Raw genomic sequence first — 22,360 nt, forward strand, 5'->3', positions numbered from 1 at the left:
TATTTGATGAGAAAAATAATAACAGTAATAGTACTGCTGATTCTTCTGGTAAGTTGTAAGGAGGAAGTGATTCAAAAGCCGGATCAGCTTGTGGAGAAGGACGTTATGGTCAATGTTATGGTTGATTTATCTATTTTAGAAGCCATAAAATATCAAAATCCAGCTTCCTTAGATACCTTTAAAATAAATCCAAGAGATTTTATTTATAAAAAATATAAAATTGATAGCCTTCAATTTGCAAAAAGTAATGTGTATTACGCATCGGATTACGAGGATTATAAGTTGATGTTTGAACAGATTGTACAACGGTTGGATGCCAAGAAAAAAAGCGCTGATTCGTTAGTAAATTTGGAAAAAAAGAAAAAGAATCCTTTACTATCAAAGAAGAAAAATCCAGCCTTACTTGCTAAAGATACTACTAAAGTAGACTAAGGAATCGTGTTGTTATAGCGTTGAAATCTCTTTTATATACTGATGAATGTCTATAAATTCCGTTTTTAAATGATCTTTTATCTTGTGGTTAGAATAGGTATTTTTCGAATAGGATGCTGTTGCAGTAGCTCGAGATAATTTTCTTTTTTGTTGCAAAATATTCGAAAAAAACCAATCCAATCTCCACAGAACTTTCATTAAGAAAGGGGTTGCGTGAAGTGAAGGTTTTTTGACCTTAAAAGAATCAGCAATGCTATTGAATAAGTCTTGAAAGACCATGTTCTCCGAGATAAGAGTAAAGCGTTCGTTTTTAGTTTCGCTTTGCATCAATTGATAAGCCATGCATACCACGTCAAAAACAGCAACAAAACCAGTTGAACCCCTCGTGTAAAATTTAAATCCTTTTTTTACTTTCGTAAAAAGTTGTCCACTACCTTGCTCTCTGAAGCCAGGGCCAAGAATTACTCCAGGATTTACTATGATCACTTCTAAACCTTCTTGTTGTCCACGCCAGATTTCCATTTCGGCACCATATTTAGAAATAGCATAATCACTGTGGTACTTCTCTGGATTCCATTCGGTTTCCTCAGTGATGAGTTTTTCATGCGGTAATAAATCGCCTAATGTGGCAATAGAACTCACAAAACAAAGTTTTTGGATTTGATAGTCGATACAAAAATTCACAATATTTGCCGTGCCCTCAATGTTTGTTTTTCGCAATATATCTTCGTCTTTTGGATCAAAAGAAATTAAAGCGGCGCAATGGTACACGATATCAATATTTTGAAAGGCGATTTCTAAGGAAGGAACTTCGGTAATGTCTGCTTGAATCCATTCGATTTGGTCAAATAGAAATTCCTTTTTATAGATGGAGAATAATGATTTGGTTTTCTCTATAGAAGCATTACTTCGATAAATAGCGCGTACTTTTTCGCCATGATCAATTAAATGAAGCAATAAATGTGCGCCTACTAAACCAGTTCCTCCTGTGACTAAAATCATGCTACGAAAATACGAATAATTTTTTTCGAATAACCTATTAAACAAATAACCGAATCCACAATAAATTTTATCTTTGTGCACACGAAGCCTAAAAGGCTGAATTGACGAAAGTAAATTGATTAAAAAGATGAAGAATTTTATTGAAGAAGTAACTTGGAGAGGAATGCTCCACGATGTTATGCCTGGCACAGAAGAACATTTGATGGAACAAATGCGTGTGGCGTATGTGGGAATTGACCCAACTGCCGATTCATTGCATATAGGACATTTAGTAGGTGTGATGTTGTTGAAACATTTTCAACTATCAGGACACAAGCCATTAGCGTTAGTAGGTGGTGCAACAGGAATGATTGGTGATCCGTCAGGAAAATCGAATGAAAGAAATTTATTGGACGAAGCGACTTTACGTCACAATCAAGAAGCTATAAAAGGTCAATTGGCTCGTTTCTTGGATTTTACTTCTAATTCGGCTAATGCAGCAGAATTAGTGAATAATTACGACTGGATGAAGAACTTTTCTTTTCTGGATTTCATTCGTGATGTAGGTAAACATATTACCGTAAATTATATGATGGCAAAGGATTCTGTGAAGAAACGTTTGTCTTCTGAAGCTGCCGAAGGAATGTCATTTACAGAGTTCACGTACCAATTGGTTCAAGGATATGACTTTTTGCATTTGTACAGAGAAAAAAATTGTACGCTGCAAATGGGAGGAAGCGACCAATGGGGAAATATCACCACGGGAACCGAATTAGTGCGCAGAATCGCCAGTGGAAAAGCGTATGCGTTGACTTGTCCGTTGATTACAAAAGCGGATGGAACCAAGTTTGGAAAATCTGAAGGTGGAAATATCTGGTTGGATTCGGCTAGAACTTCTCCTTATAAATTTTACCAATATTGGCTGAATACTTCAGATGTTGATGCAGAAAAATACATTAAAATTTTTACTTTTTTATCCAAAGAAGAAATCGAAATTTTAACTGAAAAACATAGAGAAGCACCACATTTACGTTTGTTACAAAAACGTTTGGCCGAGGAAATTACGGTGATGGTACATTCAGCTGAAGATTTAGAAAATGCAATAAAAGCATCGAATATTTTGTTCGGAAATTCTACTGCAGATGATTTGAAGCAATTGGACGAAGCAACATTTTTAGATGTTTTTGATGGTGTTCCTCAAGCGGAAATCAGCAGAGCAGAAATCGAAGCGGGAATTAATATAGTTGACGTATTAAACGAAAAAACAGGATTTCTAAAATCAAATGGTGAAGCTAGACGCGCTTTGACGGCTAATTCTATTTCTGTAAACCGTGAAAAAGTTACCGAAGATTTTGTGCTTTCGAACAAAGATTTAATCAACAATCAATTTGTATTGTTACAAAGCGGTAAGAAAAACTATTTTGTGATACGGGTTAAATAATTTTATAACTTTACGTAAAATAACAAAAACTATGGAAACTCAATTTTTGACCGACGAAAAGGGAAATAGAACGGCTGTTGTGTTACCTATAAAAAAATACAATAAATTGATTGAAAAACTGGAAGATTTAGAAGACATACGTCTTTATGATGAAGCCAAAAGAGAGGATGAGGGTTATCGAATTTCTATAGATGAAGCTTTTAAAATTATTGAAGAAAAGCGCAAATTAGAGAAGTAATGACTTATACTATCGAATTTAGAAATAAAGTTTTGAAAGCTTTAATCAAAATTAATGAGCCTCACTATTCTGCAATCAAAAAGCAAATATATGATTTAGCTGAAAATCCACGACCGCAAGGTTATAGAAAATTGACAGGAAGAAAAGGATATAGAATTCGTGTTGGAGATTACAGAATTATTTATGAAATTTTCGATGATATTTTGCTAATTGATGTTATCGACTTAGGCCACAGAAAAGATATTTATGAATAAGTTTACTCGTTGATTTGGTTAACCGAATAGATAAATCACCAAAAAAACTTTAAAGAACCATCAAATTACAACCTCGAATATCAGAATTATCAAAACGTCCCAATACCTCGAAAGAGTTGTTGGGATTTTTTTTGCCCAAATCCTGCGTAGCAATAAAAGAACAGGAATTAACGTTGGCCAAATCAATCACGTTGATTCCGCCCGTTTTTCCGTCTGGAATATAGGTCAAAGCATCTTCGGTATCACGAATGAGGATTTGTATCCAAGAAGGGCATTCAAATACGCCGTTTCCTAAAGAATACGCTTGCGAAAGTAATTCGGTCATCCCGTATTCTGAATGAATGGCTGAAACGCCAAATCCTTTACACAACTGCTCATGCAACTCTTCGCGAATCATTTCTTTGCGTCTGCCTTTCATGCCGCCCGTTTCCATAATAATAGTATGCTGTAATTGGAATTGGTGTTTTTCAATCAGATCTAATAGCGCAAAAGTAACACCAATCAGAATGATATTTTGACCGGCTCGATCTAAAGCGATAAGCTTGGAAATTAGTTCGTCATGATTGTGCAAGTAAAAACCGCTTTCAGGACGATTGGAGAGTTCAATTAAATCCTTGACCATATAAATTAATGAGGAACCTTCCCTTTCCAAATAGGATGGAAGCAAAGCTAAAACAACATAATCTTCAATGTTTCCATAAAATTCAGAAAATCCTTTGCGGTAGCTTTCTTCATATAAAGTAACATCAGTAACCAAATGTTTACTGGTAATCATTCCGGTAGTTCCGCTACTGGTAAAAGTTTCTTGTATAGGATTAGAATTTGACACCACTTCATGACTCTTAAAAAACTGAATCGGTAAAAAGGGTATTTGTTGTAAAGACTTCACTTTATGAGGATCTGTTTTTAAAAAATCACAAAATTCCTGATATACCTTGTTGTTTTCGTATTGGTAGCGAAATACTTTTAAGACAATTTTTTCAAACTGTTTTTGACTGGAGCTGGTAAATATATCGGAGGATGTAATCAACTATTTTTTTTTGCAAAAGTAATCAAAAAAAATCAGGGAAAACAAAAACCGAATTGTATAAACTTGAATCACGAGATTGATTCTGTAAGAGTAAAAATGCAAAAAGCCCCAATAGGAATGGAGCTTTTTGCATTTATTTTTTAAATTACCGTATAATTAATTTCCTAGTTGCTGAGGCTTCTCTTTCATTAATCTTGATGATGTAAACACCAGAAGATAGATTAGAAACGTTTAATTCTCTTGAGCTTATGGTGGTTTGAAGTACTTTTTTGCCTAATACGTCAAAGATAATTATTTCTTTATCCAAGTCGTTTTTCGTAGAAATGTAAACTTTGCCATTACTCACGGGGTTCGGGTACAAGCTTAAACCTTCAATAGAAGCGGTTTCTTGCGTTCTTGGTTGTTGCTTATTTTCCTGAGCACTAACGCTAAGGGAAAATAAAAAAACCAATAAAGTAATTGTATAAAAGTAGTTTTTTGCCATCAGATTAGTTTGAATAGTAAATATACAAAATATATTTCAAAAAGCATACCAAAAAAAAACATCCTGATTTCTCAGGATGTTTGATGTAAAATTGTGAGGTTTGACTATAAGTTTCCTAATAAATTAACGCCATCAACAATTGCCCATGTTCCGGGAGTCAACGCTGCTCCAGTTGCTGTAGTACTTGTTGTGAAGTTTGCAGATGGGAAAGCGACACTAAATGTACTTGCGCCAGCTCCAGATAATGGAGTGTTATCAGAAATTTTAACATTCAACATTTTTATTTTACCAGTAAGAACTTGATTTGTGTTAGTATTGGCATCTTGAATTCTAACAGCAACAGCATTTGTTGTTGTAGATCCAGAAGTTACAGTATTTGTATATCCTGAAATTACGATATTAGAATATTCTCCATTTCCTTCTTTTTTAAATTGGATTGCATCAATTTCTGTTGGATTACCAGACTCTGTTACAGTTCCAGCGGCTCTTCTTAAAGTGATGTTTGATACTTTAGGACCAAATGAATTATTTACACTTTTTGCTTCGATTTCCATTCCGTAATTTCCAGCTCCAGTTTGATAAGCATACCAGTTAGTGTTTGCTTGACCTTGCCATCCATCTTGCCAGTCAAAAGAATCATCTGTATTACCGTATGAAATAAGATTTTTAGCACTTACTGTTCCTCCATAAAATTCAAAACCATCATCTGCTCCTTTATAAGCTACAAGATTTTCTAAAACTGTTCCGGAACCTACTGCATAAAATGAAAATCCATTCATCTCAGAATTTCCATCAAGAATCTTTTTACCAGCGTATTCTACTCGGACATATTTTAATGAGCCACCATTATGTGATGCATTTGTACCTCCGTAAACAATATTTGTACCATCTTCAGAAGTTGCGGTTGTAATAGGAGTTCCATCACTTGTTTTTCCTGATACAATTGGAGCATCACCAAATATGATAATACCACCCCAAGAACCTGCAGTTTTTGATTTTTCAGTAAAGACAACAGGCTCGGCAGCTGTACCTGAAATATTTAATTTTCCTCCATTTTCTACTAATAGAACATCAGAACCATCCGTAACGTCAGCAGTAATTATTGAACCCGCCTCAAAAGTTAGTGTTGCGCCACTTTTAACTCTAACGGCACCAATCAATGAGTAAGTACCTTTAACAAACGTTTTTGATGTTGTAATGTCACCTGTGATATCGCCTGTTGCAGTTGGTGTAGTTGTTACTGTGTCATCATCGCTTGATGTACAGCTTGTAAAAACCAAGCTCAATAATGCAAGACTAAATACTAATTTTTTCATTTTTAATACTTTTAAAATTATAAGTTTTTTTGTTTATTATTTTTATCAAAATTACTGTAGAGCTCCTGTAATTTGGTTATGCAATTGTTACTAAAGTATTATATAACAGTCAAATTGATGTAAATTTTATGTTACTATGTAAACAAAAAAAAGAGCCATTACAGCTCTTTTTTTTAGTCTTAAAATGTATATCCAATGTTAAAGGAGAACCCTACACCCTTTTTGAATTCTCTTAAAATTAGAGAATCTTCTGTAATGTTCAAAGTACTTTTACTCCCTAACTCTTTCTTATAACTTGGATTTAGTATATTGTCTATTCCAAATTTAAGTTCAATACTTTTGGAAATAGAATTTGTCCAGACAAAATCTAATTTACTAAAAGATTTCTCGTAGATATGATCAATTCCTGAAGAACCTACAGCAAAGATTCTATCTCCATAAACGTTATACACTAAGGTCATAGAGTTTTTCCAATCTTTGTTAAGAATGAAATCATACTTTAAATCGGAATTAATTAACCAACTTGATGCACCTTGTAATTTACGGTTGGTACTATTTTCTAATTCATTTCCTTGTTTTTTAAGATCAATTTTAACATCAGTACTCATTAATGATGTGTTGAAACCTAGAGAGAAATTAGAAAGTGATTCATTTATTCTACTCAATTGGAGCAACATTTCTATTTCAGCACCATAAATTACGGCTTGTTCGGAGTTTTTAAAAGTAGTAATCTGGCCACCACTATTTGCAGTTGGTTTGAAAACTCTTTCAATTGGATTGTTAATCATTTTTCCAAATACTCCTACTGCGAACATTTCTTTGTTATTAGGGAACAATTCGTATTTGAAATCAACATTGTAGTTTTCACTATCCTTCAAATCTTTATTCCCACTTTCTGAAGTTCCGTCAGCATTAATGTAATTGATTGGCAACAACTCTACAGCAACAGGTCTAGTTATTGTTTTTGCTAATGAAAGTCTAAGATTACTGTTATCATTCAAAATACGTTTTGCATTTACAGAAGGTAAGATGTCAAGTTTGTCATCCGTTTTTTTGCGGTAAGCACTTCCAAAAGGATCTCCTTGTTCTCTATATTTTATTTCACGTGTAGAACTCTCTGCTCTAATCCCAGCATTTAAATCCCATTTCTCTCCAAAATTCATAAACAAATTGAAGTAGCCAGCATTAACGAACTGATTCAATTTGACTTTATAATCACCATTTGATTCCTCTTTAACATATACAATCCCATTGTTTATGTCTTGATTGATATTCTCGCTAATAGTGTTGACATTTGCATTGTAAGGTTGTGTATTAGTTCTACTTTTTCCTGAAAAGAATCGATAAGTAGACTGCATGTCATTTAGGGAGCTATTGTATCCTATTGACAATAAATTGGATTCTTCTTGATCTCCAAATTTTAGATTATATTCCAAAAGAGACGAGTAATAAAAGTTTCCTTTTACGTCAAGATATTGACGGTTTAAATTATTACCACCGTATATCATTTCAATTTGATCGTTATTTACTCGACCTGTAATGAATTTTCGGTCGGGCTGTTGGAATGAAGTTTTCACATAAGAACCTCCCGCTTTAAGGGAATGTTTACCATCTTCGGTTAGCTTATAGTCTCCAAATAATTGAGTATTCCAATACTTAGATTCCTCATATTGGTTCATTCGGATAAGATTATCGGTAATATTGGCGCCACTATTAACATATCCTATTTGATCTTGAATTTTACTGTCAGTTGCTTTAATTAAAAAAGTATTAAAGTTTAAGTTGAATCGGTTTGTTTTGTATTTCAATCCAGCTAATCCAGAAAAAGTAGTCTGATAACTATATTGTTTGTTGTATAAGTTATTATCGTAATTGCTCTGTCCAAGGTTGAAGGTTCTGTCTACACCTTCTCTGTAGGAGTATTTGTTATCAAAATTGAAAGACATAATGTAACTTATATTACTTTCGTTTTTAAGATTGAATTTTTGAGCATGTAAAAATCCGATACTTGAATTCAAAGGACTTTTTGTATTATTTACATCCCATGATTTTTTACCAAAACCGTTTTCATATTCTGAAGGAGAAAGTTCTACACCATTCGGAACAGCGCCAAAAGCACTAGGAAGTGCTCTGTCATTCCCAAGCATTCCTAAAGTTCCTTTAGTAGAATTTGCGTCATCGGCTAGCAAAAATGCTTCAAGGTTGTTGTTTGTGGTATAACCAAAACCGATATTCAATTTTGTAATATTTTTCGGCTGAGGTGTTTCAATATTGACAGTCGCTCCAGCAAAATCTCCTGAAATATTAGGATTGAAAGTTTTGTATACATTTAAAACTCCTACAACGTCAGTAGGAAATAAATCCAAAGGAATAATTTTTTTGAAAGGACTATTTGAAGGGGATTGTAGATCGTTTATCAACAAGTTATTATAGCGGTCTTCTAAACCTCTAATAAATAAACCTCTTCCGTCCACTTTGGTAATTCCGGTAATTTTCGTTAATCCTTCCTCAACATCGCTTACCCCTTTACGAGCCATTTCTTGTGAACCGATACTTTGTTTTATCACGACCGCTTGTTTTTGATCTAATAAAAGAGCCGTTTCCTTTTCTCTACTTACTGTAGATCGCACTACAACGTCTTCTAATTTATATCCAGCAGAACCCAGCGCTTTGCTTACTGTTATAGTTTCGTTGGCAATCACTGTTACAGGAATCTCTACTGATTCATAACCTACAAAGCTAAATTGTAATGTATAGCTTCCAGGTAACACTTTTAAAGTGTATTTACCATCAATATCAGTATTAGTTCCTATGCTAGTTCCTTTAAGAAGAACGTTAGCAAAAGGTAAGGACTGATTATTATCATCTTTGTCTGTTAACGTTCCAGTAATAGTTCCTTTATTCTGTGAAAAAGAAACAGCTGTTAGTAATAACGTGAAAAATAGTAACTTGAATTTCATTTGGTTTTAATTTTTTTGCAAAGTAACGCCTGAAATGTGAAACGTAAGTTATTGGTTTGTTATGGTTATGTTTTGTTTTGGACCTCCAAGTCACTCCAATATTAAATTACTGTTAACAGCTTTTCAATACCTCATTTATGTTTACATTTACATTGCAAAATAAATTTTTGACGCTTTATGAAGAAAAAAAACACCAAGATTCTATTAGTTGACGATGAGCCGGATATTTTAGAAATTGTAGGGTACAACCTTTCTCAGGAAGGATATCAGATCATTACAGCGGCAAATGGTAAAGAAGCTATAGCCAAAGCCAAAAAGGAAATTCCAGACCTTATTATAATGGATGTCATGATGCCAGAAATGGATGGCATGGAGGCGTGTGAGAACATTCGTAAAATTCCAGAGCTCAGTAATGTACTTATCACTTTCTTAACGGCTAGAAGTGAAGATTATTCTCAAGTAGCTGGTTTTGATGCCGGTGCGGATGATTATATTACAAAACCAATCAAGCCTAAATTATTAGTCAGCAAAGTAAAAGCCTTGTTGCGTCGTTTGAAAGAGAAAGAACAAAATAGCGAAACACTGAATGTTGGCGGTATCGAAATTAATCGCGAAGAATACAAAATTGTAAAGGACAATATCGAAATTGCATTGCCTAGAAAAGAATTTGAACTGTTTTATCTATTGGCTTCAAAACCAGGAAAAGTATTCAAACGAGATGAAATTTTAGATAAAGTTTGGGGTAACGAAGTCGTTGTTGGTGGAAGAACGATAGATGTACACATCAGAAAATTGAGAGAAAAAATTGGTGAAGAATTATTCAAGACAATAAAAGGAGTTGGATACAAGTTTGAAGTATAAATGACAATAAATTTTAAAAAAACATACCGCTTTGCCGTGAAGTCGGCGCTATACATTACTCTTTTTTCTACAGGATTGGTTAGTTTTCTGACCTATTCATTTTTTACCTTTTCGTATCGCTTTAGCTTGATTTTTGCATTCGCTATAGCAACATTCTCTTTTATCGTTATTCAATATCGGGTGGAACGGTTCATTTATAAAAAGGTTAAAAAAATATACGATGATGTTTCTTTACTAGAGTCAAGCACTTTTAGAAATCAACCGATAACAACCGATATGGCGACACTTACACGTGAAGTCAAAAAATTTGCTACCGATAAAAAACTGGAAATAGAAACCTTAAAAGTTAGGGAAGAATATAGACGAGAGTTTCTTGGTAACGTTTCTCATGAACTAAAAACACCTCTTTTTATGGTTCAAGGTTATTTGTCAACCTTACTTGATGGGGCGATGAACGATAAAACAATTCGCAAAAAATACTTAGAACGCGCTGAAAAAGGGGTGGAAAGACTCATCTACATTGTACAGGATTTAGATATGATATCTAAACTTGAAATTGGAGAACTGAATTTAGAAATCGCCGAGTTTGATATTGTTAAACTAATTCAAAATGTTTTTGATTTGTTGGAAATGAAAGCTTCCAAAAAAGATATCCTATTGATGTTTGATATGAAATACAATAAGCCAGTGATGGTGGTTGGCGATCAAGAAAAAATTCAGCAAGCAGTCATGAATCTGATTGTAAATTCGATTAAATACGGAAAAGAAAAAGGATCAACCGAGGTGAGCATCGAAGATTTAACGGATAAAAAAGTGATCATTAGAGTAACCGATAACGGTGAAGGAATAGAGAAAAAAAATATTCCAAGACTTTTTGAACGTTTTTACCGCGTTGATAAAAGTGGCGCAAGAACAGAAGGGGGCTCTGGATTGGGGTTATCCATCGTAAAGCACATTATTGAGGCGCACGATGAGAAAATTTATATTGACAGCACCATTGGCGTTGGATCTGAATTTTCTTTTACGCTTGAAAAAGCAAAAGCCATCAAAAAATTAAACTAGCGTTACCCGTTTTGTATTTTGGAAAACCGTTTCATAGGAATCGGTTTTTTTGTTTTAAAACAGTCAGTTATTTTTCAAAAACTTGAAATAAAACAGGCCATTCAATAGTTGTCTGCAATCGAGGTAATCCTTTATATTCTTGGATTTCTTGAATGTCCTTCATTTTAAAATCATCTTGATTAGCATAAGGAATCAAGCCTTCTTTCTTTAGTTTTTTGGCTAGATACTCTTGTTCGTATTGCCCTGGAGTAGGGATGAAAAAAGCTTTTTTTCTCAGCTGTACAAGATCCATTATAGTAGTGTAACCAGAGCGGCATAAGACCATTTCACTTTCGTTAAAAGCTTGTTCCAGTTCTGTTGAATTCATGAAGTTGTAATAAGATACATGTTCTTTTACAACAATTTTCTGCTCCGATTCTATATTTCCTTCAATGAAAATTACTGTTCCTTTGAATTGGAGGATTTCTTTTTTTAAATATTTTTCCAATATACCCCGTTGAGGTTCCGGTCCTGAAAGAATAATCAATAAGTCGTATTTTTTTGGGGTGAGTTTCTTTTGTAATCGGCTTAATGGACCTATGTATCTTATAGGGAGGTTTAAATGGTCAACATGGCCTAATTCTCCACTTAAATTTTGCGAACCTGCAAGGTCTGGAACCCAGCATTCCGTGTATTTTTTTATAACATATTGATGTATTTTACTCGTTAACCACGTCGTGTTTCCTGTCATTACATTCAATTGGTGCGTGATGTAAACGGATGGCACTTTCTTGCTGAAAACGCCTAATCTATTGTCTGAAATAATGCCGTTAATGCCGTATTTATTAATCCAATTTTCAACTATTATTTTTTCTTTTCGAATGGCTTTAATGGTTTTCGAACAGTTTATAAATAATTTCCATTTAAAATTTTTACCATTTTTAGCATATTCTATCTGGTAGGAGGGAAGTTCTAAGGCTAGTACGTTAGGAAATTCTTTTTTTAGTAATGCCAGTGCAATTCCGTCGGATGCAATTATGGGCGTATAATTATTTTCTAACAACGCCTTAATGATAGGAATACATCGGGTAGCGTGACCTAATCCCCAATTTAATGGTGCAATTAGTATGGTTTTTTGGTTTGTTCTTAAATCCATTTACGATAGATAGAGTTACTGTTTTTTATTTTAAAGTTAGACAATGAACCCGTTTTATATATTGCTAAGGTATTATCAAACCATTAAGTTACGCTACTAAAAGTAAGCTCTAAGTTGAACGTTTCCGGTATGAATGGCTTGGCTTGTTTCACTTTTTCGACCTTGGTAATTAAAATTTATATCTAAATATTGTGTAATGTTTTTTTGCAAAAGCAATCTCCACGTCAAGTTTTGTCCCGTTTGTAATCCCTCTAGCATTTGAAATCCAACAGCAGAGAATTCATTTCCTTCAAATTTATTTTGGTAAAAAGAAACCTCCCCGTTCATTGTGAATTTTTTAGTTCCTGCATACGAAAAAGCAGTTCCAAAACGGTTTTGCAACAGTGTTTCTGACACGCCTATCTGATTTTCTTTCCTTTGTAGTTCATAAAAAAGATCCCAACTGGTACTTTTGGAAAACAAATAACTAATTTTTGGAGCCAATTGATAGCCGTTGATATCAAAGTTTTTCTCGGGGAAATTCTCCGATTGAATGGTGGTGTGAATGGTTTTGGCAAAAAAACCAAAAAGCCAGCTTTTTTGATGTAAATGATTGTACTGCAATTGATGCGAATTGTTTTCGGCTTCCTGTGAACCGATGGATAATAAGTTTTTAGTTTTGTTTGCGAAGTATGAATAAGTTGTCGAGTGTTTTTGCTTCCCTCGGTTGTAAAACAAACTGTTTCGTAAACTCGAGTTTAATCCCAACACGTTCTCCTCAGATCCACTAAAGGGGTTTAATTCAAAATTAGCACCTTCATTTCTATTTTTTCTGTCGATTATAAAGGCTGTCTGATTATAAAAATAGGAGAGTAACTTTTTCAATCCTTTTTCGTTTTGCCATTGATTTGGATTTAAGGTTAGGGATTGTGAGAACTTATTTTGATGTGTTTTTATATAAATCCTATTGGGTAAAAAAACGCGAATGAATTTTGCCTGATCGATAAACGGCGCAATTTCAAACTCCTGTAACTCCTGAATCCCATTGCCGTTATAATCATTCCAAGTATAAACGCCTTGGCCCGCGGATACTTCCAGATACGTAAATTCTTGTTGCGGAATGCTTCCTGAATTCGTTTCATAAACCGTTGTGCTTTGTACTAATTGATTGAAAAAACGATCCGTGTACACTATTCTGGAGTTTAGTGTAGGTTCTTTTTTTCTTGTTGCATCTACAAAAGCCAAAACTCTATAATTGGCATAAATGGATAAATCACTTTTATTAGTTTGAATCAATTTGGATTTTAGCAATAGCGTATGTGAGGAATTAACGCGTTGAATCAAACTCCCTAAACTTGTCGATTGCAAACTATCATTCACTCTTCTTAAATAGCCTAATTCAAAAAAAACCTTGGTGCTATCGCCACGTCCAGCGTACAGACCATACTCTGTGAATTTTTGGCTCAAGGCCGAAAATTGATTTGTTATTTTATCTTTTTCCTGATTGTTCTCTAATCGCAAAGTGGATCCAACCCAGGTTTTATCAAAGTGAAATCGCACTTGAGACTGGTTTCTTAAAAATTGGGATACTAAAAGGCTAGCGTCACTTTTAAGATAGCTTCCTTGATTTTGAAAGGTCCAATTTTTCACTTGAAATAATCCATTAAAAACGTGCCTGCTACCCGAGAAATTTTCAGAAAAATCTAGTTTTTCAAACTGATAGACAAGCAGTCCTTTGTCATTAGATTTTGGTTTTGGATTTAAATCCAATTGCAATCCGGTAACGAGTAAACTTTGATTTCCAATGGCAGCTGTCCCTAAGTTCCAATCCCGATCAAATTCGATTTTATAAATTCGTTCCACGGATCTAAATTCGCTCTGGATAAATTGATAATTAGCGAAAGCATCCATTTGCCATCTCTTAGAAAAAATGCGTTGCTTGGCATTTATTTTTCCGGCTAAGCCTTTATTATTTGCATCGTCAATGGACGAAAATAAATTTTTATCATTGTTGCTAATCCCAATTTCAAAGTCAACAGCTGTTCTTTCAGTAGGTTTATATTTTCCTAAAAACGTTGCCACTTGTACTTTCGTGGGTGCAATTAGTTGGATAATAGGTTCGTAATTTCCTTGAGGAATCCCGTTTATAGGAGCAATGAATTCATAAACTCGGGTTATTGTAGCTGCATTAGACAGAACGTAATTTCCATTATTTGCGCCTACAAGAGTAAAACGCACATTGAATAATTCCTGTTGAGGGTCATTTGAATATTCGAACAATTCTACAGTATTGCTTATTGTTTTTCGATAGAGCACTTTGTTCTCAGAGTAGGTGTCACCGTAGGCAGATGGTGCTGTCATTAAATTGGGATCGTCTCCGGCACTGACTAATATTTGGGCTTGTTCAGGAGAAAGGTTTTGTTGTAAAGGTTGGTTTTTTAAATCATTTTCTGAATACAAATAGCCTCCAAAACTCCATGTTTTGTTTTCATGGGTTGCTCCGGCGTAGGTTACAAAACGCGTGTAATTCCTGTCAGAATATTGGTATTCTATAGCAATCCGCATTTCGGAAGTGATAGTAAAAAGCGGTGTAAATACTATTTCGCCCGCATTGTAATCTATGGTGTAGTCATTGTTTTCACCTCTTTTTAATAAAATTCCGTTGACATAAACCCGCTCTGAACCGGAAACGACTAAAACGTACAATTCGCCATTTTGTCCTTTTAATTTGTACGGACCTTGATTACCTTCCTGTCCTACAATATTACTTTTGGCATATTGGCCGCGCACTAATGCTGCTGATGCAAACACATTCGTTTTATTTGCTGCGGTTCCAAAGTTGAAGTTTGTGGCTAGGCCTTGGACTTTTTTATTGAAATTTAGGAATTGCGTTTTATTATTTTCTAGAAAAATATCACCAGCACGTATGTTCCATTCGTCGCTGAATAATTCCATAAAAATATTGTCAAACTGATCTAATTTTTGAGAGTAGCCACCGTCTTGCAGCGGAATATTACTGTCTTGGATCGAAGCTCTCAAACTCACTTTTTCTGAAATTTTTCCTGTGATTTGTAAATCAAGATTAGAGTTCAAAACAGCATTTTGGTTGTTCCCTATAGTCACACCTCGCGTAATACTCCCCGAAGTATTCAATCCGTCAAAAGGAATATTCTTTTTTGTGTTTTTGTTGTCTATAACATATAAATCACCTAATCCAGCTTCATTACTCACCACTTTGCTGGGTTTGTAGATTCGGTATTCTTTAATCAATAACTCTGGAAATTTTAAATACTGTAATGTGAGGGAATCCGAGCTGAAAATGCTATTTTCTTTTAAAAGTAAAGTTCCTTTAGCAAAATTTACTATAAATAAAGTACTGTCAATGCGTTTGCCATTGGCGTCAAGCAATTTGAAAAAACTAGAATTAATACTTTCATTTTCAATGTGAATGGTGTCGCGTCTAGGAAAGATTTTTTTGGTTTTGTACAACGAATTGGTTTGCTGTGCGTGAAGCCCAGAAAAACAACTGATTAGAATCCAAAAAAGTAATTTTTTAAACATAAATACTTTAACTCAAAAGTATCAAAAGTAGTATTTATAATTTGATAATCAGAAAATGTATTTCTCAGAAAATTTGGATTTCAATGAAGTCATAAAATCCCTTTTTTGGGTCTTTTTATGGACTTAAAAAATAACGGGCATCAAAAATTTATTTTGATGCCCGTTATTAAAAGTTGTACCGCATGTTTAAACTTCTTTGGTCACGACTTGCATGGTTTCCCGACTGACTTGCTTCAGCAAAACTACTTTGCCTTTCTCCACTGTTTGTGCTGCTGAATCATTGAAATGCCTAATCGTGTATAACGTCACATTTTCATTGTATTCTACTTTGAATTTTTTAGATAAAATGGTATTTAGTGTTTTGAAATTGTCGAATTTATCTTCAACACAGACAGAGAAACTAATAGCTGAATTCTGGATTAAGTTTACCTTTAGTTTAAATTGGTGAAACAAAGCAAAAATTTCGCTGATGTTTTCTTCCATGATAAAAGAGAAATCTATAGAAGATAGCGAAATCAAAAGTTGGTTCCTTTTGACAATAAAACAAGGTAAATAAGGTTCTAAATCAACGCCTTTAGATACACTAGTTCCTTTTAATAAAGGATTTATAAAGGACTTTACAAATAAAGGAATTTCCTTTTTTTGTAGCGGCTGTAACGTTTTTGGGTGAATAACAGTTGCGCCATAGAATGCTAATTCAATGGCTTCACGATACGAAATTTGATTTAATAGACTTGTATTTTCAAAATATCTTGGATCGGCATTCATTACTCCAGGAACATCTTTCCAGATGGTTACGCTTTCTGCATTCAAGCAATAGGCAAAAATTGCCGCAGTATAATCAGAACCTTCCCGACCTAAAGTGGTTGTAAAATTATTCTCGTCTGAACCCAAGAAACCTTGTGTGATATTCAGTATTTTACGTTTTACGTTTTTGGCAATATTCTTTTGTGTCAATTCCCAATCTACTTCGGCATCTCTGTAATTGGCATCCGTTTTTATAAAATTACGAACATCCAGCCATTGCGTTTTAATGCCCATGAAACTCATAAAGTGGCTTAGAATAGTCGTCGAAATTAACTCGCCATAACTAACAATTTGATCGTAAACAAAATTATAATTTGGAGATTTATTGTGGGCCAAGAAATATTCCAAATCAGCAAATTGTGTGTTTACCGATGCTAAAACTTGATTTTTCTCGTCTTCAAATAAATCCAACAAAATTTGATTGTGGTATTTTTTTACTTCCTGTACCGATGAATTTAATTCAGCCGATTTATCGAAATAATTTTTAATTACCAGTTCCAGTGCATTCGTCGTTTTTCCCATAGCAGAAACCACAAGCAGGACATCTTCATAACCCACTTTTTGAAGAACGTCATATACGTTTTTAATTCCTTCGGCATCTTTTACGGAAGCGCCACCAAATTTGAATACTCTCATACTATAAATTCCATTATTTTGAACTCTAAAACCTAACTTTCAAGTGGGCCTAGAAATTTATTTTCTTATTTTATTTTCAACAAAATCGTTGATTTCTGCTTCATCCATTTGTACCACGTACCAATCACGAAGAACCTTAGCTCCAGATTTTTCATAAAATTCAATTGCAGGAGTATTCCAGTCTAATACGTTCCATTCTACTCGCCGAACCTGATCCTTCTTGCCTTGTTTTATGATTTCAGAATACAAAGCATAGCCTAACCCGGTGCCACGCATTGTCTCTTTAACTACTAAATCTTCTAAGTGGATTGTTTTTCCTTTCCAAGTTGAAAAGCGGTAGTAATACAATGCAATACCTACTATTTGCTTTACTTCTGGATTAGCGCTCGAGTCATTTTCGATTTCTGCTACAAAAACATGAAAGAGAGGAACTGGGCCAAAACCATCGCGAATTAAATCGTTCACAGTTACAAGAACAGCATCCGGTTCTTTTTCAAATGCAGCTAATTCTTGAATTAGACCCAAAACCGCCGCCATATCATTGGGAGTACCTTTTCTAATATTCATGTGAGGGATGTATTTGTAATTGTAAGGCTAAGAAATTCACCGTTTTTTGCATGGTTCGTGTCCAACTCCAAAAAAGGTTCATTTCATAATATTTTATTTTATTGATTCAAAAACGCAATAAAACTAGATCTATACCTATTAAATTTATGTTTTATTCAGCAAATATACAATAGTGATAAACTAAGTTCATATTATTCAAATCATTTTCACAAAAAAAACGATATTTGTGACTTCAAATTAACTACATCGATTTCGTAATGGAAGAACGCAACAAAACACTAGGAGAATTTATAATTGAAAATCAAAATGCCTTTCAGTATTCGTCAGGCGAATTATCCCGAATTATTAACTCCATCCGTTTGGCTGCCAAAGTGGTCAACTACAAAGTAAATAAAGCGGGTCTGGTAGATATTGTTGGAGCAGCAGGGGAACAAAATATTCAAGGCGAAGATCAGCAAAAACTCGATGTTTACGCTAACGAAGTTTTTATCCAAACGTTAATCAACCGGGAAATAGTATGTGGCATTGCTTCTGAAGAAAATGATGATTTTATCACTGTTGAAGGAAGTGATAACAGTCATAATAACAAATACGTCGTGTTAATGGATCCACTTGACGGGTCATCTAACATTGATGTAAATGTTTCTGTTGGAACAATATTTTCAGTGTATAGGAGAATCACTCCAATAGGTACTCCAGTTACAATGGAAGATTTTTTACAACCGGGAATCAATCAAGTAGCTGCAGGATATGTGATTTACGGAACTTCAACGATGTTAGTTTACACTACAGGACATGGAGTCAATGGATTTACGCTGAATCCAGCTATCGGAACCTTTTATTTGTCGCATCCAAAAATGCATTTCCCAACAGACGGACATATTTATTCAATTAACGAGGGGAATTATGTTCATTTTCCACAAGGAGTTAAAGATTATATCAAATATTGTCAACTTGAAGAAGGGGACAGACCTTATACTTCTCGATACATTGGCAGTTTAGTTTCTGATTTTCATCGAAATATGATCAAAGGAGGGATTTATTTATATCCAACAAGTTCTAAAGCACCAAATGGGAAATTAAGACTTTTGTATGAGTGTAATCCGTTAGCCTTTATCGTGGAGCAAGCAGGCGGAAAAGCATCAGATGGATTTGATAGAATAATGGAAATTGAACCAACAGAACTGCATCAACGGGTACCTTTTTTCTGTGGAAGCTTAAATATGGTAGAAAAAGCGGAAGAATTTATGCATAAAGCAAAATTAAGCAAATACTAGAAAGCAAAAAGCTTCCGCTATGGCGGAAGCTTTTTTTATCACTTTTACTATTTATTCATGCTTTGCATTTCAAAAATAAAAGTATCTAAATCTACTTCTTTATCTACTAATTTAAGAGCTTTATCTACAATGTACTGTATGTTGTCAACATTAAATCCGATACCTACACCAATTTTTCTAAGGAGTAATTCCTGTTTGTCTCCTAAATGATGATCAACATGAACAATTCGTGCTAAATCATACAAACGCTCTATTCTTTGCTCGTACAAATAGGGAGGGTTGATTGGATATTTTAAAGGATTTTCAAGGATTTCCTCATATTCTGCTGGAGAAATTTCTAATCGAACTGCCAGTTTGTCTAAAAATGCTTTTTCCTCTGGAGAAAACTTCTCGTCAGTAAGTGCTACACGGACAATTGATGAAAAATGGCCTCTATTTCTTTGCTTAAATTCGCTATCAAATAAATCTGAAAATGACATAATTATTGGTTTTATATCTTACAAAGATAAATCTATTTTTAAATTATTGATTTTAATTTTTTTAATTTTTTTCTTTTGCTAAGTTCTCCTCAGAATTCTATTTATTTAAATATTCAAAGGATACATTTTCAAAATTAATCGTAAGTTTACAACCCCTTTATCAACCTAATATTTTACTGATGTCAGAATTTTGGATTTACTTTCAAATAGGATTAAAACACGTTTTAGATATTCATGCTTATGATCATGTTTTATTTTTAATAGCGCTTGCAGTTCCATTCTCTTTCAAGGATTGGAAACGCGTGGTTCTTTTAGTAACCCTTTTCACTGTTGGTCATACAATGGCTTTGTTACTCTCCGTTTTTGGCATAATTGCTATAAAAGTAAACGTCGTCGAGTTGTTAATTCCAATAACAATTTTAATAACAGCGCTATTTAATCTTTTTACGGCAGGAAAAAACAATAAAAAAGAAAGTATCAATCTAGTGTTTTTTATCACACTCTTCTTTGGGATAATTCATGGTTTGGGGTTTTCAAATTACTTCAAATCAATTCTAGGAGGAAGCGCGACATCTAAAGTGTTGCCTTTAGGTGAATTTGCTTTAGGGATTGAGGCGGCTCAGATTGTAGTCGTTTTTGTCGTTTTAATATTGTCGTATATCCTTCAAACCTTTTTTCGATTCTCGAAACGCGATTGGACTCTTGTCATGTCAGCGTTTATAATAGGAATAGTGATACCAATGATTGTAGAAAGTGAAATCTGGAAGAGATAGAAATGAACGAAAAAAAATTAAATAAATACGATAAAGCCTACCTTAGAATAGCTAAGGAATGGAGTCTTCTTTCTTATTGCAAACGCAAACAAGTTGGCGCAATTATTGTGCGTGATCGTATGATTATTTCTGATGGTTATAACGGAACGCCTACTGGTTTTGAAAATTGTTGTGAGGATAACGAAGGATTAACGCGCTGGGATGTTTTACATGCCGAGGCAAATGCAATTTTAAAAGTAGCCCGTTCTACACAATCCTGTGAAGGAGCTACCTTATATATTACACTTTCACCTTGCAAGGAATGTAGTAAATTGATTCACCAGTCCGGAATTAAAAGAGTAGTCTATCATAACGGATATCGGGATGATTCTGGAATTCAGTTTTTGATAAAAGCGGGAGTTGAGGTAGAGCACATTCCAGTATTAGAAGAATAAGTAGGGAGTAAGTTCTAGAAGAAAGACCTCGCTGTCTTTAATTACAAATTAATTGGATCTTCAAATGAAATTTAGCGCTAAATATTTACCCATTCTTATTTTCTCCACATTCGCCATGGGCATTGTGTTGGGTGGATTATTGAATTTTCCTAATACAGCGGATTACTTAGTCAAAAACAATTCAAAAAGCAAGCTCAATAAACTCATTGATTTCATTGATAACGAATATGTTGATGATGTCAATACAGATTCTATTGTAAATCTTACGGTCGATAATATTTTGGCAAAACTTGATCCGCATTCTGTTTACATACCACCTAGTGAACAGCTGGAGGTGGCAGAGAGTATGAAGGGTAATTTTGTGGGTATTGGCGTGAATTTTTACATGTATAAAGATTCTGTTGCAGTAATAAAACCAGTAGCCGACGGACCTTCGGCAAAAGCAGGAATACAATCCGGAGATCGAATCTTGTATGCTGATAAAACTAAATTATTTGGTCGAAAATTGCCTACTGACAGCTTGTATGCTAAATTGAAAGGATCAGTAGGTTCTGATATTGAGCTTACTGTTTATAGAAAATCAGAGCGTAAAAAATTAAAAGTAAGAATTAAAAGGGATGTTATTCCTATAAAAAGTGTTGATGTTGCTTTACTTTTAAATAGAACTACGGGATATATAAAGATCAATAGATTTGCCGAAACCACGTATCGCGAGTTTATGATAGGTTTAGGAAAACTCAAAGCACAGGGGGCGAAAACATTAGTTATTGATGTTCGGGATAATGGTGGAGGCTATATGGAAGAAGCTATAGCAATTGCGGATGAACTATTACCAAACCAACAACTCATTGTTTTTACCAAAAGCAAAAATGGGACTATTGACAAAACATTCGCAACTGCGACGGGGAATTTTGAGAAAGGGAATGTCTTTATTTTAATCAACGAAAATAGTGCGTCAGCTAGTGAAATTCTGGCGGGTGCGATTCAAGACAATGATAGGGGAACTATTGTAGGACGCCGTTCATTTGGAAAAGGATTGGTACAGCGAGAAATGGATTTTGCAGATGGTTCCGCAGTCCGCTTGACCATTGCAAGATATTACACGCCCACAGGTCGCTCGATTCAAAAACCATATTCTAAGGGAAATGAAGCTTATTTTAAAGAATCAGAAGCGCGTTTTGAAAATGGAGAATTATTTGAAAAAGACAGCATAAAAGTCTCAGATACAATAAAATTTAAGACAAAAAAAGGTAAATTAGTATATGGCGGAGGCGGTATTGTACCCGATATTTTTGTTCCTCTTGAAGTAGAACATGGAAATGAGAGTACGGCCTATTTGCTGCAATCTGGAATCGTGGGTAATTTTGTTTTCGAACAATTGGATAAAAATAGAGGTGCTTTTAAAGGCTTATCTTTTGATCAGTTTCAGACTCAAATGAAGGGTACTGATGTATATTTCAACGCTTTTCAGAAATTTATTTTTGGCAATGGATTAGATTTGAATTTTGGAAAAAGCAAATCGTTGGTTAAACGCTATTTAACGGCTGAGTTTGCACGACAATTATATGGTGAAAGCTATTATTATGAAATTGTATTGACTGAAGATGCCATGGTAAAAAGAATTTTAAAGCAGAAATAAAACACAGTAAATCT

The 22,360-nt window shown here is 34.2% G+C and carries 20 protein-coding genes; 10 read left to right on the forward strand and 10 right to left on the reverse strand.

The window, feature by feature from the left end; genetic code table 11:
* Window positions 1–6: 6 nt before the first annotated feature.
* On the forward strand, window positions 7–432 hold the full coding sequence (locus BLS90_RS00870; RefSeq protein ID WP_091253908.1) for a DUF4296 domain-containing protein: 426 nt from the start codon (window positions 7–9) through the stop codon (window positions 430–432).
* 12 nt (window positions 433–444) lie between these two features.
* On the opposite strand, the gene BLS90_RS00875 is transcribed toward BLS90_RS00870, so the two are convergent.
* Window positions 445–1,434, reverse strand: coding sequence for an NAD-dependent epimerase/dehydratase family protein (locus BLS90_RS00875; RefSeq protein WP_091253911.1), 990 nt, complete (start codon window positions 1,432–1,434; stop codon window positions 445–447).
* Window positions 1,435–1,561: 127 nt separating this feature from the next.
* On the opposite strand from BLS90_RS00875, the gene tyrS reads away from it, so the two are divergent.
* The 3 genes from tyrS to BLS90_RS00890 are packed head-to-tail and all read left to right on the forward strand — an operon-like array spanning window position 1,562 to window position 3,346.
* Complete coding sequence (tyrS, locus tag BLS90_RS00880) at window positions 1,562–2,854, forward strand: tyrosine--tRNA ligase (RefSeq protein WP_091253914.1); 1,293 nt, start codon at window positions 1,562–1,564, stop codon at window positions 2,852–2,854.
* Between the two features lie 31 nt (window positions 2,855–2,885).
* Complete coding sequence (locus tag BLS90_RS00885) at window positions 2,886–3,092, forward strand: hypothetical protein (protein ID WP_091253917.1); 207 nt, start codon at window positions 2,886–2,888, stop codon at window positions 3,090–3,092.
* Window positions 3,092–3,346 carry a type II toxin-antitoxin system RelE family toxin gene (locus BLS90_RS00890; protein WP_091253920.1) on the forward strand — a complete coding sequence of 85 codons (255 nt, stop codon included), beginning with the start codon at window positions 3,092–3,094 and terminating at the stop codon, window positions 3,344–3,346. Before BLS90_RS00885 ends, BLS90_RS00890 begins: the two co-directional genes overlap by 1 nt.
* A 49-nt stretch (window positions 3,347–3,395) precedes the next feature.
* Here BLS90_RS00890 and BLS90_RS00895 read toward each other — a convergent pair whose 3' ends face one another.
* The 4 genes from BLS90_RS00895 to BLS90_RS00915 form a co-directional block, all read right to left on the reverse strand.
* Window positions 3,396–4,376: a LuxE/PaaK family acyltransferase gene (locus tag BLS90_RS00895; RefSeq protein WP_091253923.1), complete on the reverse strand. Its 981-nt coding sequence runs from the start codon at window positions 4,374–4,376 to the stop codon at window positions 3,396–3,398.
* A gap of 145 nt (window positions 4,377–4,521) precedes the next feature.
* Window positions 4,522–4,860: a T9SS type A sorting domain-containing protein gene (locus BLS90_RS00905; protein ID WP_091253930.1), complete on the reverse strand. Its 339-nt coding sequence runs from the start codon at window positions 4,858–4,860 to the stop codon at window positions 4,522–4,524.
* 104 nt (window positions 4,861–4,964) lie between these two features.
* Window positions 4,965–6,176, reverse strand: a complete 1,212-nt coding sequence (locus BLS90_RS00910) for a hypothetical protein (protein ID WP_091253935.1) — start codon at window positions 6,174–6,176, stop codon at window positions 4,965–4,967.
* Window positions 6,177–6,355: 179 nt separating this feature from the next.
* On the reverse strand, window positions 6,356–9,136 hold the full coding sequence (locus BLS90_RS00915) for a TonB-dependent receptor (RefSeq protein WP_091253939.1): 2,781 nt from the start codon (window positions 9,134–9,136) through the stop codon (window positions 6,356–6,358).
* Window positions 9,137–9,313: 177 nt separating this feature from the next.
* On the opposite strand from BLS90_RS00915, the gene BLS90_RS00920 reads away from it, so the two are divergent.
* Both BLS90_RS00920 and BLS90_RS00925 read left to right on the forward strand, forming a co-directional pair.
* Window positions 9,314–9,997: a response regulator transcription factor gene (locus BLS90_RS00920; protein ID WP_073352552.1), complete on the forward strand. Its 684-nt coding sequence runs from the start codon at window positions 9,314–9,316 to the stop codon at window positions 9,995–9,997.
* Window positions 9,998–11,059, forward strand: a complete 1,062-nt coding sequence (locus tag BLS90_RS00925; protein WP_091253943.1) for a sensor histidine kinase — start codon at window positions 9,998–10,000, stop codon at window positions 11,057–11,059. It abuts the gene before it with no gap.
* A gap of 67 nt (window positions 11,060–11,126) precedes the next feature.
* Here the strand turns inward: BLS90_RS00925 and BLS90_RS00930 are convergent, their stop codons facing one another.
* From BLS90_RS00930 to BLS90_RS00945, 4 genes are all read right to left on the reverse strand, one after another.
* Window positions 11,127–12,194, reverse strand: coding sequence for a glycosyltransferase (locus BLS90_RS00930; RefSeq protein WP_091253946.1), 1,068 nt, complete (start codon window positions 12,192–12,194; stop codon window positions 11,127–11,129).
* A gap of 96 nt (window positions 12,195–12,290) precedes the next feature.
* The gene (locus BLS90_RS00935) at window positions 12,291–15,734 is read right to left on the reverse strand and encodes a hypothetical protein (protein WP_091253950.1); all 3,444 of its coding nucleotides are present in this window, start codon (window positions 15,732–15,734) and stop codon (window positions 12,291–12,293) included.
* A 186-nt stretch (window positions 15,735–15,920) separates the two neighbouring features.
* Window positions 15,921–17,177, reverse strand: a complete 1,257-nt coding sequence (locus BLS90_RS00940) for an aspartate kinase (protein ID WP_091253956.1) — start codon at window positions 17,175–17,177, stop codon at window positions 15,921–15,923.
* A gap of 57 nt (window positions 17,178–17,234) precedes the next feature.
* Window positions 17,235–17,744, reverse strand: coding sequence for a GNAT family N-acetyltransferase (locus BLS90_RS00945; RefSeq protein ID WP_091253959.1), 510 nt, complete (start codon window positions 17,742–17,744; stop codon window positions 17,235–17,237).
* A 257-nt stretch (window positions 17,745–18,001) separates the two neighbouring features.
* Between BLS90_RS00945 and fbp the strand changes: the two genes are divergently transcribed.
* Window positions 18,002–19,021 (forward strand): class 1 fructose-bisphosphatase, encoded by a 1,020-nt coding sequence (fbp, locus tag BLS90_RS00950; protein ID WP_091253963.1) that lies wholly within the window; start codon window positions 18,002–18,004, stop codon window positions 19,019–19,021.
* A gap of 47 nt (window positions 19,022–19,068) precedes the next feature.
* Here the strand turns inward: fbp and BLS90_RS00955 are convergent, their stop codons facing one another.
* Window positions 19,069–19,500 carry a TerB family tellurite resistance protein gene (locus BLS90_RS00955; RefSeq protein ID WP_091253966.1) on the reverse strand — a complete coding sequence of 144 codons (432 nt, stop codon included), beginning with the start codon at window positions 19,498–19,500 and terminating at the stop codon, window positions 19,069–19,071.
* 179 nt (window positions 19,501–19,679) lie between these two features.
* On the opposite strand from BLS90_RS00955, the gene BLS90_RS00960 reads away from it, so the two are divergent.
* The 3 genes from BLS90_RS00960 (at window position 19,680) to BLS90_RS00970 (ending at window position 22,346) form a co-directional block, all read left to right on the forward strand.
* The gene (locus tag BLS90_RS00960; RefSeq protein WP_091253969.1) at window positions 19,680–20,273 is read left to right on the forward strand and encodes a HupE/UreJ family protein; all 594 of its coding nucleotides are present in this window, start codon (window positions 19,680–19,682) and stop codon (window positions 20,271–20,273) included.
* A 2-nt stretch (window positions 20,274–20,275) separates the two neighbouring features.
* Entirely contained in the window at window positions 20,276–20,707 is a 432-nt protein-coding gene (locus BLS90_RS00965; RefSeq protein WP_091253972.1) for a deoxycytidylate deaminase, read from the forward strand.
* 64 nt (window positions 20,708–20,771) lie between these two features.
* Window positions 20,772–22,346, forward strand: a complete 1,575-nt coding sequence (locus BLS90_RS00970) for a S41 family peptidase (RefSeq protein WP_091253975.1) — start codon at window positions 20,772–20,774, stop codon at window positions 22,344–22,346.
* Window positions 22,347–22,360: the final 14 nt, after the last annotated feature.

This window comes from Flavobacterium omnivorum, assembly GCF_900099915.1.
Classification (GTDB): Bacteria; Bacteroidota; Bacteroidia; order Flavobacteriales; family Flavobacteriaceae; genus Flavobacterium; species Flavobacterium omnivorum.

Coding starts and splice junctions, on each gene's coding strand:
- BLS90_RS00870 (WP_091253908.1), top strand. CDS start 7: ATGAGAAAAATAATAACAGTAATAGTACTGCTGATTCTTCTGGTAAGT.
- BLS90_RS00875 (WP_091253911.1), bottom strand. CDS start 1,434: ATGATTTTAGTCACAGGAGGAACTGGTTTAGTAGGCGCACATTTATTG.
- tyrS (WP_091253914.1), top strand. CDS start 1,562: ATGAAGAATTTTATTGAAGAAGTAACTTGGAGAGGAATGCTCCACGAT.
- BLS90_RS00885 (WP_091253917.1), top strand. CDS start 2,886: ATGGAAACTCAATTTTTGACCGACGAAAAGGGAAATAGAACGGCTGTT.
- BLS90_RS00890 (WP_091253920.1), top strand. CDS start 3,092: ATGACTTATACTATCGAATTTAGAAATAAAGTTTTGAAAGCTTTAATC.
- BLS90_RS00905 (WP_091253930.1), bottom strand. CDS start 4,860: ATGGCAAAAAACTACTTTTATACAATTACTTTATTGGTTTTTTTATTT.
- BLS90_RS00910 (WP_091253935.1), bottom strand. CDS start 6,176: ATGAAAAAATTAGTATTTAGTCTTGCATTATTGAGCTTGGTTTTTACA.
- BLS90_RS00915 (WP_091253939.1), bottom strand. CDS start 9,136: ATGAAATTCAAGTTACTATTTTTCACGTTATTACTAACAGCTGTTTCT.
- BLS90_RS00920 (WP_073352552.1), top strand. CDS start 9,314: ATGAAGAAAAAAAACACCAAGATTCTATTAGTTGACGATGAGCCGGAT.
- BLS90_RS00925 (WP_091253943.1), top strand. CDS start 9,998: ATGACAATAAATTTTAAAAAAACATACCGCTTTGCCGTGAAGTCGGCG.
- BLS90_RS00930 (WP_091253946.1), bottom strand. CDS start 12,194: ATGGATTTAAGAACAAACCAAAAAACCATACTAATTGCACCATTAAAT.
- BLS90_RS00935 (WP_091253950.1), bottom strand. CDS start 15,734: ATGTTTAAAAAATTACTTTTTTGGATTCTAATCAGTTGTTTTTCTGGG.
- BLS90_RS00940 (WP_091253956.1), bottom strand. CDS start 17,177: ATGAGAGTATTCAAATTTGGTGGCGCTTCCGTAAAAGATGCCGAAGGA.
- BLS90_RS00945 (WP_091253959.1), bottom strand. CDS start 17,744: ATGAATATTAGAAAAGGTACTCCCAATGATATGGCGGCGGTTTTGGGT.
- fbp (WP_091253963.1), top strand. CDS start 18,002: ATGGAAGAACGCAACAAAACACTAGGAGAATTTATAATTGAAAATCAA.
- BLS90_RS00955 (WP_091253966.1), bottom strand. CDS start 19,500: ATGTCATTTTCAGATTTATTTGATAGCGAATTTAAGCAAAGAAATAGA.
- BLS90_RS00960 (WP_091253969.1), top strand. CDS start 19,680: ATGTCAGAATTTTGGATTTACTTTCAAATAGGATTAAAACACGTTTTA.
- BLS90_RS00965 (WP_091253972.1), top strand. CDS start 20,276: ATGAACGAAAAAAAATTAAATAAATACGATAAAGCCTACCTTAGAATA.
- BLS90_RS00970 (WP_091253975.1), top strand. CDS start 20,772: ATGAAATTTAGCGCTAAATATTTACCCATTCTTATTTTCTCCACATTC.